The organism is uncultured Roseibium sp., from assembly GCF_947494555.1.
GTDB lineage: Bacteria > Pseudomonadota > Alphaproteobacteria > Rhizobiales > Stappiaceae > Roseibium.
In genome coordinates this window covers 125,002-137,726 of sequence record NZ_CANLVF010000010.1, presented here as the reverse complement: position 1 = coordinate 137,726, position 12,725 = coordinate 125,002, and the positions used below count along the sequence as shown (strand labels likewise).

General features: G+C 58.3%; 14 protein-coding genes. 7 read left to right on the top strand and 7 right to left on the bottom strand.

All coding sequences use genetic code 11. The features are described from left to right. Positions 1–6 precede the first annotated feature (6 nt). The 3 genes from Q0915_RS31300 to Q0915_RS31290 are packed head-to-tail and all read left to right on the top strand — an operon-like array spanning position 7 to position 1,722. Positions 7–882 carry an XdhC/CoxI family protein gene (locus Q0915_RS31300; protein ID WP_299484270.1) on the top strand — a complete coding sequence of 292 codons (876 nt, stop codon included), beginning with the start codon at positions 7–9 and terminating at the stop codon, positions 880–882. 22 nt (positions 883–904) lie between these two features. Continuing rightward, positions 905–1,468, top strand: coding sequence for a carbon monoxide dehydrogenase subunit G (locus tag Q0915_RS31295; RefSeq protein ID WP_299484269.1), 564 nt, complete (start codon positions 905–907; stop codon positions 1,466–1,468). Between the two features lie 59 nt (positions 1,469–1,527). Then, positions 1,528–1,722 carry a hypothetical protein gene (locus Q0915_RS31290; protein ID WP_299484268.1) on the top strand — a complete coding sequence of 65 codons (195 nt, stop codon included), beginning with the start codon at positions 1,528–1,530 and terminating at the stop codon, positions 1,720–1,722. 1,109 nt (positions 1,723–2,831) lie between these two features. Here the strand turns inward: Q0915_RS31290 and Q0915_RS31285 are convergent. The 6 genes from Q0915_RS31285 to Q0915_RS31260 all read right to left on the bottom strand — a co-directional run bounded on the left by Q0915_RS31285 (position 2,832) and on the right by Q0915_RS31260 (position 8,987). Beyond that, entirely contained in the window at positions 2,832–3,482 is a 651-nt protein-coding gene (locus Q0915_RS31285; protein WP_299484267.1) for a peroxiredoxin, read from the bottom strand. Positions 3,483–3,678: 196 nt separating this feature from the next. Then, positions 3,679–4,704, bottom strand: a complete 1,026-nt coding sequence (locus tag Q0915_RS31280; RefSeq protein WP_299484266.1) for a proline racemase family protein — start codon at positions 4,702–4,704, stop codon at positions 3,679–3,681. A gap of 9 nt (positions 4,705–4,713) precedes the next feature. Further along, positions 4,714–5,817: a cis-3-hydroxy-L-proline dehydratase gene (locus tag Q0915_RS31275; RefSeq protein WP_299484265.1), complete on the bottom strand. Its 1,104-nt coding sequence runs from the start codon at positions 5,815–5,817 to the stop codon at positions 4,714–4,716. Positions 5,818–5,827: 10 nt separating this feature from the next. Next, positions 5,828–7,078, bottom strand: a complete 1,251-nt coding sequence (locus Q0915_RS31270; RefSeq protein ID WP_299484264.1) for an FAD-dependent oxidoreductase — start codon at positions 7,076–7,078, stop codon at positions 5,828–5,830. A 26-nt stretch (positions 7,079–7,104) separates the two neighbouring features. Then, on the bottom strand, positions 7,105–8,037 hold the full coding sequence (locus Q0915_RS31265) for a proline racemase family protein (protein ID WP_299484263.1): 933 nt from the start codon (positions 8,035–8,037) through the stop codon (positions 7,105–7,107). Then, positions 8,028–8,987, bottom strand: coding sequence for a dihydrodipicolinate synthase family protein (locus tag Q0915_RS31260; RefSeq protein ID WP_299484262.1), 960 nt, complete (start codon positions 8,985–8,987; stop codon positions 8,028–8,030). The genes Q0915_RS31265 and Q0915_RS31260 overlap by 10 nt, the downstream gene beginning before the upstream one ends. Positions 8,988–9,373: 386 nt before the next feature. On the opposite strand from Q0915_RS31260, the gene Q0915_RS31255 reads away from it, so the two are divergent. Genes Q0915_RS31255 through Q0915_RS31240 form a run of 4 tightly spaced genes read left to right on the top strand, consistent with a single transcriptional unit; the run spans position 9,374 to position 11,470 of the window. Continuing rightward, entirely contained in the window at positions 9,374–10,033 is a 660-nt protein-coding gene (locus Q0915_RS31255; protein WP_299484261.1) for a GntR family transcriptional regulator, read from the top strand. 56 nt (positions 10,034–10,089) lie between these two features. After that, positions 10,090–10,440 (top strand): metalloregulator ArsR/SmtB family transcription factor, encoded by a 351-nt coding sequence (locus tag Q0915_RS31250; RefSeq protein ID WP_299544534.1) that lies wholly within the window; start codon positions 10,090–10,092, stop codon positions 10,438–10,440. After that, positions 10,437–10,895: an SRPBCC domain-containing protein gene (locus tag Q0915_RS31245; RefSeq protein WP_299484259.1), complete on the top strand. Its 459-nt coding sequence runs from the start codon at positions 10,437–10,439 to the stop codon at positions 10,893–10,895. The genes Q0915_RS31250 and Q0915_RS31245 overlap by 4 nt, the downstream gene beginning before the upstream one ends. Next, on the top strand, positions 10,892–11,470 hold the full coding sequence (locus Q0915_RS31240) for a dihydrofolate reductase family protein (RefSeq protein ID WP_299484258.1): 579 nt from the start codon (positions 10,892–10,894) through the stop codon (positions 11,468–11,470). Before Q0915_RS31245 ends, Q0915_RS31240 begins: the two co-directional genes overlap by 4 nt. On the opposite strand, the gene Q0915_RS31235 is transcribed toward Q0915_RS31240, so the two are convergent. After that, positions 11,467–12,696, bottom strand: coding sequence for an oxidoreductase (locus Q0915_RS31235; protein WP_299484257.1), 1,230 nt, complete (start codon positions 12,694–12,696; stop codon positions 11,467–11,469). The genes Q0915_RS31240 and Q0915_RS31235 overlap by 4 nt on opposite strands. Positions 12,697–12,725: the final 29 nt, after the last annotated feature.

Sequence of the window (12,725 nt, the reverse complement as noted above, 5' to 3'; positions counted from 1 at the left end):
GAAGACATGAAACACACATCCATCCCCGGCCTACACTCGGATGCAGCTCCCGAATTGACAAGCGATCTCCAGCCGCTGATGAGCCGCCTGCAGGATGCCAGCGAACCTTTCGTCCTGGCGACCGTTGTCAGAACAATATCGGTCACGGCCGCAAAAGCAGGTGCAAAGGCTGTCATCGCCAGAGACGGTAGCATCGCAGGTGGCTGGATCGGCGGCGGGTGCGCACGGGCCGCCGTCGTCAAGGCGGCCAAAGCGTCGCTGGAAGACGGTGAAACACGTCTGATCTCAATCCAGCCGGAAGACCTCTTGACCGACCTTGGTGTCGAGGCCGGTGAGAAGCGTGAGGGCGTCCAGTTTGCGAAAAACATGTGCCCGAGCCAGGGAACGATGGATATCTTCGTGGAACCGGTCCTGCCGCGCCCGAACCTCGTCATCTGCGGCGCGAGCCCGGTCGCCTTCGCGCTTTCCAAGCAGGCACCGACAATCGGCTTCGACGTCACAATCTGCGCGCCGGCAGAGGACCATGACGCCTTTGCCGGAGCCAACCGCCGGATCGAAACCCTTGAGCCGGGTGTGGTCGGAAATGCGGACACCTATGTCATCGTCTCCACCCAGGGGCGCGGCGACCTGGTGGCGCTCGAAGGCGCAGTCTCTGTGCCCGTCCGCCATGTCGGCTTTGTCGGCAGCCGCCGCAAAATCGAGGCTCTTAAGGGAAAGCTGCGGGAAAAAGGTATCAGCGAACCGGAACTCGAACGCATCGAAGGACCTGCCGGGCTCGATCTCGGTGCCATCACGCCCGAGGAAATCGCCCTTTCCATTCTCGCCGAACTGCTCGTGATCCGGCGCAGGGGCCAGCGACAGACCAACATCCAATACATCTGACATTTAAATCGGAGTACCCCACATGCAAATGAACGACAGCCAGCGGATCGAAGCGCCGAGACAGAAGGTCTGGGAGGCCCTGAACGATCCTGACGTGCTGAAAGCATCGATCCCCGGCTGCGAGGAACTGATCAAGCATTCCGACACGGAGATGGAAGCGAAGGTCAAGCTCAAGGTTGGTCCCGTGAAGGCGACATTCGGCGGCAAGGTGACGCTGAACGACCTTGACCCACCCAACGGCTACACGATCGAAGGCGAAGGGTCCGGCGGTGTTGCGGGTTTCGCGCGTGGTGGTGCCAAGGTCCGGCTGGAAGAAGACGGACCGGATGCGACGATCCTGCACTATGACGTCGATGCGAAAGTCGGCGGCAAGCTTGCGCAGCTGGGTGCACGGCTGATCGATTCCACCGCCAAACGGCTTGCGGGCGAATTCTTCACGGCCTTCGCCGAACAGGTCGCTCCGACCACACCTGAGGAGACTGCCGCCGAAGATGGAGCTGAAGCGCCGGAACAAAAGAAAGGCTGGTTGGGCGGCCTGTTCGGCGGGAAAAAGGCTGATCCAACGGCCGAAGAACCGGCGGCTTGAAACTTCGCGCGTCCGGGTGGAAACTTATCCGGACGCCTCGCATCAAAGGGGAGAAACGTATGACAAGAACACAAACATCCGGAACGATCACGGCAGCCGCCCGGGAGATTCGGCAGGACCCCTCACTCCTGCTCGCTCTCGCAACAGGATCGGTGCTGACCGTATTCCTGTTGACTGTTCATGCGTGCTGCATCGGCCTTGCCACGCCCGATCATCTGGCCGCCCTGCTGCAGATCTGTTCCCCGCTGGGTTGAGACACCTGACACGTCTGCACGTCGCCATGTTGAGACACGGAACTCTCCGGATTTGTCATCCCGGTTTGACGCGAAAGCGGCAATACCGGGACCCGGCACCCCATGTGGTCCGGATTGAAACAAGACGTTAGAACAAGTGTTTACTGGATTTCGGCCTTCCAATGCGCTTCAGCCGGAATGGCAAGTCCAAACGGCAAATCAGCATCCCGGCTTCGGATTGGCTTGAGAGCCGGTACTTACCAATTTCCTGCTGACCGTTCACGCCTGTTGCGTCGGCCTTGCCACACCCGATCATCTGGCCGCCCTGCTGCAGATCTGTTCCCCGCTGGGTTGAGGCACCTCACACGTCCGCACGTCGCCATCCTAAGACACGGAACTCTCCGGATTTGTCGTCCCGGTTTGACGCGAAAGCGGCAAGACCGGGCCCCAGCACCCCATGTGGTCCGGATTGAAACAAGACGTTAGAACAAGTGTTTACTGGATTCCGGCCTTCCAATACGCTTCAGCCGGAATGACAAGTCCAAACGGTAAATCGGCATCCCGGCTTCGGATTGGCTTGGGAGCCGGTACTTACCAATTTCCTGCTGACCGTTCACGCCTGTTGCGTCGGCCTTGCCGCATCCGATCATCTGGCCGCCCTGCTGCAGATCTGTTCCCCGCTGGGTTGAGGCACCTGACACGTCCGCACGTCGCCATGTTGAGACACGGAACTCTCCGGATTTGTCATCCCGGTTTGACGCGAAAGCGGCAAGACCGGGACCCAGCACCCCATGTGGTCCGGGTTGAAACAAGACGGTAGAACAAGTGTTTACTGGATTCCGGCCTTCCAATACGCTTCAGCCGGAATGACAAGTCAACTGACTTGAGATAGCGCCACAAACGCTATGTCGGGATAACTGGCCGGCCATAAGCCTTACGATGGCTGTGATGCCGTTCCAGCTGCCGGAACTTACTAGCGCCGACACCCGCATAACGGAATGCCAGATCTAGTCTGGCAATGACATGTGATGGGCAGGTTTCAGCTCGAGGTCACGTCGACCGAACTACGGCAAACAACCTTTACAAGCGTCACTGGCACCCAACCCATCACATCACGTCGTACGCTTCAATCAGGCAGGAGCCTTGATCTTGCGCAGGTACGGCAGCACAGCGTCGAATTCACCGAACTTGGCGCGCGCATCTTCGTCATTCACGCTCGGCGGAATGATGACGTCTTCACCGACATTCCAGTTGGCCGGAGTGGCAACACCCTTGGCCGACGTCTGCAACGCATCGAGCGCGCGGACAACTTCGGCGAAGTTACGGCCAACGGTCATAGGATAGGTCATGGAGAGTTTCAGCTGCTTGTCCGGACCGATAATGAAAACCGAACGGACGGTTGCGCTGTGCGCCGGTGTGCGGCCGTCCGGCATATAGGCTTCTGCGGGAAGCATGTCGAAGAGCTTCGAAACCTTCAGACCTTCATCGGCGATGATCGGGAACCCAGGGGTCGCACCGGAGACTTTCTCGATGTCGACTTTCCATTTCCGGTGATCTTCAGCATTGTCGACGGACACACCGATAACCTTGGTCCCGCGCTTTTCCCACTCATTCTTAAGTTGGCCGACGACGCCGAACTCTGTCGTGCAGACCGGTGTGAAGTCTTTCGGGTGGCTGAACAGGATGGCCCAGCTGTCACCGATCCACTCGTGGAAGCTGATCGGGCCCTGATCGGTCTCGGCGGTAAAATCCGGCACGGTGTCATTGATGCGAAGCGACATGGAAAAAATCCTTTCGGGTATTTGCGAAAGCGACAGACAGCCTCCCGCTGAATGCGACGCTTTACCTAAGCCTTCCACGTCCGATCGGCAATGGCCTGCCCCACAATTGCTTCTTCTTGACGCGTCAGACCCATGCTTGAGCTTACCACTCCCGCGGAAAATGGAAATGTCGCCCTGTTCGTGGACGGGACTAGTGCTACGCACCCCATGTATCGCTGAGCTTGTAGCCGTCCGGCCAGGGATCGTCCGGATCCAGCATGTGCTGGTGAACGCCTGTGATCCATGCACGCCCGCTTATTTCGGGGATGATGCCCTTCTTTCCGCCAACCATCGCTTCCGAAAGGATCTTGCCGGTAAAGGTCGACCCGATGATCGACTTCGCCTCAAACTCCTGTCCCGTTTGCATCTGCCCGCGTTCCGCCATCAAGGCCATCCTGGCGCAGACGGCGGTACCGCAAGGAGACCGGTCAACCTTGCCCGGTTGGATCGCGATTGCGGACCGGCCGGTGAAACCTGTGTCCGTTGGCGTCAGCGGACCGCAAAAGGCGCAAAATGAAATGTGGTTCCAGTCCGGGTTTTCAGGATGTCTGAAGCCAAGCTGTTCATTTGCAGCGTTGGTAATACGAACGCCAAGGCGCGCGATATCGGCAGCTTCGCTTTCTTCTATGGCAAATCCGAGTGTCGCGGCATCAACGACAACAAAACTGTCGCCGCCATAGGCTGTGTCGACGGTGAGGGTGGCAAGTCCTTCAACTTCCAGCGTTGCATCCAGTTTATCGGCGAAGCTTGCAACATTCTGGACACGTATCTTCTCAGCCTTGCCATTGCGGCACTCGGCCTGCAGTCGGACAAGACCACCCGGTGCTTCCAGCACCAGATCCGTCAACGGCTCCGTTATGGGAAGAATTCCACTGTCGAGCAAAACCGTTGAAACGCAAATGGAATTGGACCCGGACATGGGCGGTGTGTCTTCCGGCTCCATGATGATGAAGGCGGCATCTGCATCCGGATGTTTTGGCGGCACAAGCAGATTGACATGCCGGAAGACACCGCCCCGCGGTTCGTTCAGCATGAAATTGCGCAGTGTTTGGTCTTCGGCGATAAAGCGGCGCTGGTCCCAGATCGTGTCGCCGGGGGGCGGCGCGACGCCGCCGACGATCACATCACCGACTTCACCCTCCGCATGACAGGAAATCACATGAATTGTTTTGCTGCTTCGCATGACCTTGCCTCAGGAATAGCTGGCGACCGGATCGCCAAGCGCTTCAAAAATCGGTGTGACACCAAGACCGGGACGATCCGCCGCCGTCATCCGCCCGTTCACGCGCTTCGGCGCTCCTTCTGCGATCACCACGGTGCCGTAACTGTTGAAGTCGGTGGCAGAGAAGGTGAACTCTGCCGGCGTCGACCGGGCGAGATGCGCAATCGCGGCCGTCGTGATATCCCCGCCCCAGGTGTCCTCGATGGTCATGGGAATGCCGTGCGAAACGCACAGGTCCCGCATCAGTTTGGCTTGCGTCAGACCTCCGACCTTGGAGATCTTCAGGTTGATGCAATCCATCGCGTCTTCCGCCAGGCTGCGTACGAGCATGTTCGGGCCGTCTACGACCTCGTCAAGGACAAAGGGGAGACCGGTTCGTCTGCGGATCGAGAGACATTCCTCGTAGGTCATGCAGGGCTGCTCGATATAGACGTCGAGCGCGGTGACCGCACCAACCACCCGGGCCGCCTCATGGCGGGTCCAACCGGTGTTGGCATCCGCGACAAGCAGGTCCGAGGGCTTGAGCACATCGCGCGTTGCACGAATGCGCGCGATGTCCTCATTAGCATCGCCGCCGACTTTCAGCTGAAACTTTGTGTAGCCTTCGGCGGCATAGCCTTCGATCTTTCTCGCCATGACATCGGGCGCTTCCTGGCTAATCGCGCGGTAGAGCACAACATCGTCCTGCGCCGATCCGCCAAGAAGGGCATAGACCGGCTGATTCGTCGCCTTTCCAAGAAGGTCCCAACAGGCGATGTCTATCGGAGCCTTGGCATAGGGATGCCCGCGTAAGGCAGCGTCCATGGTGCGGTTGATCTCGCCGATGTTGAGCGGATCCTGGCCGATGAGCCGGGGCGCGAGTTCCTCCAGACCTGCCCTCACTCCGCGGGCAAAACTCGGCAGGTAGGCCGATCCGAGCGGGCAGCATTCGGCATAGCCCTTCAGGCCTTCGTCGGTGACGATTTCCACCACCGTGCTGTCGAATACCTCGACAAAATTCCCGTTCGACCAGCTGTAACGTCCCTCTTTCAGCGGCAAGTCGACCTGAAACACATTGATCTTTGAAACTTTCATGCGTCTCTCCTCAAAAACGGTGCGCGGAAAAGGCCGTTACGTCGATTGAAGGGTCACGGCTCTGCACAAGATCCGTGATAAGTTGAGCTGTTCCGGCCGACTGGGTAAGGCCCAGATGGCCATGTCCGAAGGCATAAAACACCCGTTTGCAGCTCGGCGACCGGTCGATGACAGGAAGACTGTCCGGCATCGACGGCCGGAAACCCATCCATTGCGTCCCGTGTTCTGTCTCCAGCCCCGGCAAGAAACTCTTTGCCTTTTGCAGAAGTATTTCGGCTCGTCTGAAATTGGCTGGAAGCGTCAATCCGCCGAGTTCAACGGCGCCGCCAACCCGGATCCCGTCGTTTATCCGGGTCACGACGAACCCGTGTCCACCGAACGTCAGATGAGTCTTCAAATCGAATGCGCCGTCAGCAAGGGTCGTGTTGTAACCGCGCTCCGTTTCCAGCGGAAAGCGATCCCCGATAGTTGCCGCCAGATGATGCGACCACGCGCCGGCACAGACAATGACCTGGCGCGCCTGCGTATCTTCCCCCGGGCCGGTCAGTGACACATATTCATCTCCGGGTATAACCTGCTTTACGTCACTCAGCTCTAGTTGCCCGCCGCGGGTCAGGAACGTTTCGGTCAAGTGCCTTAACCAGCGAGCCGGGTCGCAGGTATTCAACCAGTCCGGGGTATAACCGGCATGCGTAAATCGCGCGTCAAGACCGGGTTGAATGGATGCTATGGCATCTCTGGTTTCCAGGATTTCGAACGGAATATCGTGTCTCTTTCGAACCGCCCAGGTGTCCAGGCTGGCGCGATATTCCCGCTCACCTTCATAAAGCTGAAGCTGTCCCTCCCGCCGGACGAGGTGTTCCGCGGATGTTTCACGGATCAAACGCTCCAGCGCCTGTCTGGAAACACGCATCAGAGCAGCTTGCGCATTCAGGGATTGAAGATAGCGGTCCATCCGGCTCGCGCGCCAGAATCGCAGCATCCATGGCGTAATCTGAAGGGCATAGGCTGGAGGTACTGACAATGGCCCCAGGGGATCCAGAAGCCATTTGGGCGCCTTGCGCATGATGCCCGGCGTTGCAAGTGGCACGATGTCGGTGAAGGCAAAGGCACCGGCATTCATTTCCGACGCTTTTTTCAGGCCATTGTCCCGATCCAGCACCAGAACGGATCGTCCGTTCGCCTGCAGCGCCAAGGCTGTGCTGATGCCGATGATCCCGGCACCGACCACCACAATGTCATGGACGTTGTTTGCCGTCATAGTCGACTTGCCACCTTCTGAATGACTCAGGACCGGATGCCGAGCCGGTAAGGGTCCGATACATCGAAAATCAGGTTTGCATCGGAAGTGACGAAGGCCTGCCCGGTCACGGTTGGAACAACCGCTCCGTTCTCCCCCCATTGGTAGCTGATCGTGTATGTGCTGCCGATAACGCTTTCCTGCACCCACTCACGGTCCGGCTCAAGAATGCCGTCCTCGGCAAGGCAGGCGAGCTTTGCCGAGCAGCCAGTGCCGCAGGGGGAGCGGTCATAAGCGCCGCCCGGGCACAACACGAAATTTCGACTGTCCGATGCACGATCCTTCGGCGGGCCGAAAAGTTCGATATGATCAATCCAAGCGCCGTCTGCCCCAGTTATTCCCTTTGTGTCGAGTGCCGCGCGGATCTTCCTGGTTAGGTTCGTCAATGGGCCGATGTTGGCCGGGATAAGCTCGACAGGACTGTCTTTGACAAGGAAAAACCAGTTTCCGCCCCAGGCAACATCACCCGTGAAGGCGCCGTGTCCCTCAACCTCCACTGTGACATCCTTCAGGTAACGATAGCTTTCAACGTTTGTGACGGACACCGTATTCGCATCATGAAGCTGGATTTCAACCACGCCGACGGGCGTCTCAATCTTGTGCCTTCCAGGTCCGATCCGGTCCAGATAGGCGAGGGTCGCGCCAAGGCCTATTGAGGCGTGCCCGCACATGCCGAGGTTCTGCAGGTTGTTGAAAAAGATGACGGACGCTGCGCAGTCGTCCCGCGACGGCGGCAGCAGGAGCGCGCCGACAATGGCATCGTGGCCGCGCGGCTCGAGAACGACAGAGGCGCAGAAATCCAGGTGATCCGCCTCAAGGCGTGCGGCGCGTTCCTTCAAAGACCCCGTTCCGAGATCCGGTCCGCCTTCGATCACCACCCGCGTCGGTTCACCTGCTGTATGGCTGTCAATCACGCGCATTCGGCTATCACTCCGCCCTGGCGGGACCAATCGGCATACCAGGTTTTGAAAAGCCGGTACTGAGCCTCGACATAGTTCCGCTGCGCATCTGACAAACAGTCTGTCTCATTGAAGTGAAGTCTGTAGGCTTCCTCACCGTTCAGGACCATCAGGTACTTGTAGTAAAGGACGAGATCCGGACCTTCGTCGAAGCTCGAGAGAACCGCCATGGCCTCCTCCAGCTCCTTTGCGCGCTGGCGCGCCTCGACATGACCTGCCGCCGCTCTTTCGCACAGTCTGACCAGATGCAGCACTTCTTTCGGGATGGCGTTTCCGATGCCGGTGATTGCACCTGTTGCCCCGCAATTCACGTAACCATGAAACACGGCAGTGTCGACGCCGATCATCAGGGTAACGCCGTCATCTTTCGAAGTTATGTTTTCCGCCGCATAGCGCAAATCCTCAAGTCCGCCAAACTCCTTGAAGCCGACAAGATTCGAATGCGCCTTCCGCAGATCGAAGAACAGATCGGCGCGCGTCGCAAAGCCATAGTAGGGACTGTTATAGATAACGGCGGGCAACGACTTGGCCGCAGACAGCACCGCGCTGAAGTGACTGCGTTGCGCGGCCGCCGAACTGCCACGTGACAGGACACGGGGAATGACCATCAGTCCGTCTGCACCTGTGTTTTCCGCATGCGCGGCAAGCGCAACGGCCGAACGGGTGTTGACCGCACCTGTGCCGACAATAACGGGCACCTGCGCCTGAACGAGACGTTCGACCCCTTCCATCCGTTCTGCGTCGGTGAGCAGCGGCCAGTCGCCCATAGACCCGCAATAGACGACCGCTGACATTCCGGCCGCGATAAGCTCCTGTCCCTTGGCGACAAGTGCATCGAAATCCGGCGTGCGGTCAGCCCGGCACGGGGTCATCAGCGCGGGCATGCATCCGGCAAAGACATTCGTGGTCATCCTCTACTCCTTCTGGATCGGATCTGTCAGGTTGCCGGCCCCGCGCCGGCGGAACCCTGATCCGATGGATTTGGCCGCACCGCCTCAAACAGGCTAGCAAAAAACGGCAATAGGCGTTCGAATACAATCTCGTCCGAGCGCCGTAGTCAGTGAACCCCGGTGCTGCTCTTTCCGGACCAAGTCAAGATGGCGGACAGGAGGGAGCGACGACCGGGTTTTCCAAAGAGCTGTCGCCGCGAAACCGGCGCAGAAGCTCCATCTTTGCAATCCTACAGAACGGTGGTACACTAAATTGGATCCAATATTCAATATAAAATATTCCATCTCTTTCGACTTTGACGAACCGGACGGTTCGCTTACAAGTCGGACCCAAGGAGAATTGGCGCATGAAACTGACATCGATGGATATTTCCACGACGGCATCTGCTTCCTCGATCGTATTCGATGCACTCCGGAAGGCCATAATCCAGGGTCAGCTCGAAGAAGGTGAACCGCTGCGTCAGGACGAAATCGCGCGGCTTTTCAACACAAGCCGCATACCGGTCCGCGAAGCGATTTCGCGCCTGGAAGAACAGGGCCTTGTGCGGACACAGCGATACAAAGGCGCTGTTGTTACTGAGCTTTCACCAAAAGAAACCAGGGAGATCTTCGACCTGAGAGCCTTGGTGGAACCGGAAATCATCAAGAACGCCGTGCCGCTGATGACACAGGAGTTGCTCGCAACCGCGCGTGAAAAGTGTGCAGCCTTCTCAGCTTCAAAAGACCCGATGGAATGGGGCGATCTCAACCGCGACTTTCACGAAACGCTTTACAGTGCAAGCGATCTGACTTTTTTCAAGGAGATCGCACGCAATGCGATTGATCGGGTCGAACGGCAGATCCGCGCCCAGCTTGTCATGTCGAACGGAATGGAACGTGCGGGTCGCGAGCACTTCGCCATCATCGATGCCTGTGAAGCCGGCGATGCGAAACGTGCGGCCGAGCTGACACGCCTTCACATAGAAGGCGCAAAGGAATCTCTTTTGAAACATCTGCCCGGAGCCTAAAGCGACGCTGCAAGACAGCTGTTGACTAATCGCGCCTCGATCATTTATATAGCCACATGGCTATTCATTATCAGAATTCGATGGACAGGTCCTTCCACGCGTTGGGCGACGGCACACGGCGCGAAATCATCGCAATGCTTGCCAGGAATGGCGCGCAATCGGCAAACGCTTTGCGCGCTCCGTTCAACGTTGCGCAGCCGACGATCTCCAAACATTTGAAGGTGCTCGAAACCGCCGGCCTCGTTCGGCGTGAAGTGAGCGGACGCGTGCATTTGTTCCACCTGGAAACAGCACCCTTGAAGGAAGCGGAGGACTGGATCGCCAGTCACCGCACCTTCTGGGAGGGCACGCTGCGCCGTCTGGAGCAATTCGTACAAACGGCGGCAACGGGAGACGGAGAAACATGACCAAGGCTCCGATCCCGTTGGTTGTCCGGCGCATCATTGAAGCCCCCAGGGAGCGCCTCTTCAGCGCGTTCACAAATTCAGAAACACTGACGTGCTGGTTCACACCAAGCCCGGACATCAGTGTTGAAGCCTTGGAGTATGAATTCGCACCGGGCGGCCGGTTTCACCTGCGCTATGAAATGCCGGATGGACGAAAACCTTGTGTCGCAGGCGTTTTCAAGGAAATCGAACCATCCCGGCTGATCGTGATGACCTGGGAGTGGCAAGCGCCCGACCCCTTGGAAAACGTTCCGATGGTTGTCACGTTCCGCTTCCTGAATGCAGGTATCGGCACCGAAGTCGTTGTCGTCCATGAGGGCATCCCATCCGATCAGGCTTGCACCATTCACGCCGAAGGGTGGGAAGGCACGCTGACAATTCTTGGAAACTTCATTCACCGGGAGATCGAGCAATGAGAAAGATTGCGGCTTTGACGTTTGTAACGCTGAACGGCGTGATGCAAGCGCCCAGCATGCCTGAGGAGGATCGCAGCGGGGACTTTGGACAGGGAGGCTGGGCGACTCCATATTGGGAAGGTGTCATGGAACAGGTTCAGGCCGAGGCGATGGCCGAACCGTATGACATGCTGTTTGGGCGGAAGACCTATGAGCTTTTCGCCGGCCACTGGCCGGACGTCGATGACAATCCGGTCGCCGACAGGATGAACAGGGCCAGGAAATATGTCGTGACGTCGTCCACAGAACCCTTGGCCTGGACCAATTCGCAACCGATTGCCGGCGATCTTGCCAAGGAAATCGCAAGACTGAAATCTCAGGCAGGCCCGCTCCTTCAGATCCACGGCAGTTGGCAACTCATCCAGTTTCTGCTTGCCCACAAGCTGATCGACGAATTCCGCCTTTGGACCTTTCCGGTCGTGGTCGGCTCCGGCAAGCGCCTGTTTGATAAAAGCGCCCCTGAATGCAAGCTCAAACTCGTCCGATCGGCGGCCTGCGTGAACGGGGCGGTGATGAGCATTTACGAGCGTGGTTAGCCGGTCGAAGACTTCGAAGCCCTGCCGAAGCGCTTCAACCAGAGCGCCGCTCGTTGCGCGTCGCGCTGGTCGTAGATCTTCAGCGCATCCTCAGCAGTCAGGTTAAAGTCCAATTCCGCCTCCTCGGCGAGCGCGGTCAGCCGCATCGTGTACCATGCCGTCACGCCCCCCTTTTGTGGCGACTTAAATACGGGAAACGCCGGATCATGAGCGGCCCCGCTCAACCAGTTATTGGGTAGCCCCGGCTCCAGAACCATCGACCGCGCGAGACCGACGGCATCTGCATAGCCTTCCCTGATTGCCGCCAAAGCCTCCGCCCGGGTTTTGAAACCTCCTGTCAACATGACAGGGGTGCTGGTTAGCTCTTTAGCGCGGCGCGCGAAGTCTGCGAAGTAAGGTCCTTTTACCGAGACCCCATCCGAACTTGAAGCGGCACCAGGGAAATAAGTGCCCCCGCTGATATCGATCAGGTCCACTGTCGTTTCACTGAGCAGCCGCACGACATCCAACGCCTCCTCGTCGCTCAAGCCTCCAACCAGCTTGTCGGTCGAATTGATTTTGATGCTAATCGGAAAATCTGGTCCCACCGCTTTGCGTACTACCCCAATGATCTCGCCGACTAAGCGAAACCTGTTGGCAACCGTACCGCCATAGGCGTCCGATCTTTTGTTGAAGAGCGGCGACAGAAACTGACTGAGCAGAAAGCCATGGCCTGCATGGATTTGAACGCCGCCAAATCCACTTTGCCTGGCAAGGGTGGCGGCCGATGCGTAGGCATGCGGCAACTCTTCAATCTCCTCCAGGGTCAAACCGTCACATTGAAGCCCCTCGACCTGGAGAGGAGACGGGCCTTTTGGATCGCTGACAGGTGAATAAGCGAGCGCCCCCGCATGGCCAAGCTGCGGCCAGATTTGCGCACCGGAAACGGATCCTTGTTCCGCAAGTCGTTTGAGCGCCGGAAAGTCCGCGCCGGGGCCAAGGACCAGATTGCCGGGTTTTTCGGGACAATGCGGACTTGTTTGCGCTTCACCGATCAAAGCCAGCGCCGCGCCGCCTTCGGCCCACCGTTGATAAAGTCTGATCTGGTGTTCCGTCGGATTGCCCTCGCCATCTGCCAGCGAGTCCGACATCGCCGCCTTTATCAGCCTGTTCTTCAGGGTGACACCGCAAGGCAGCCGCAAACGTTGCCCCAGAAGGGAGCGCGCATCTTCGTCAGTGTTGATCATCCATCTCTCCATCGAAATATCTCGATATC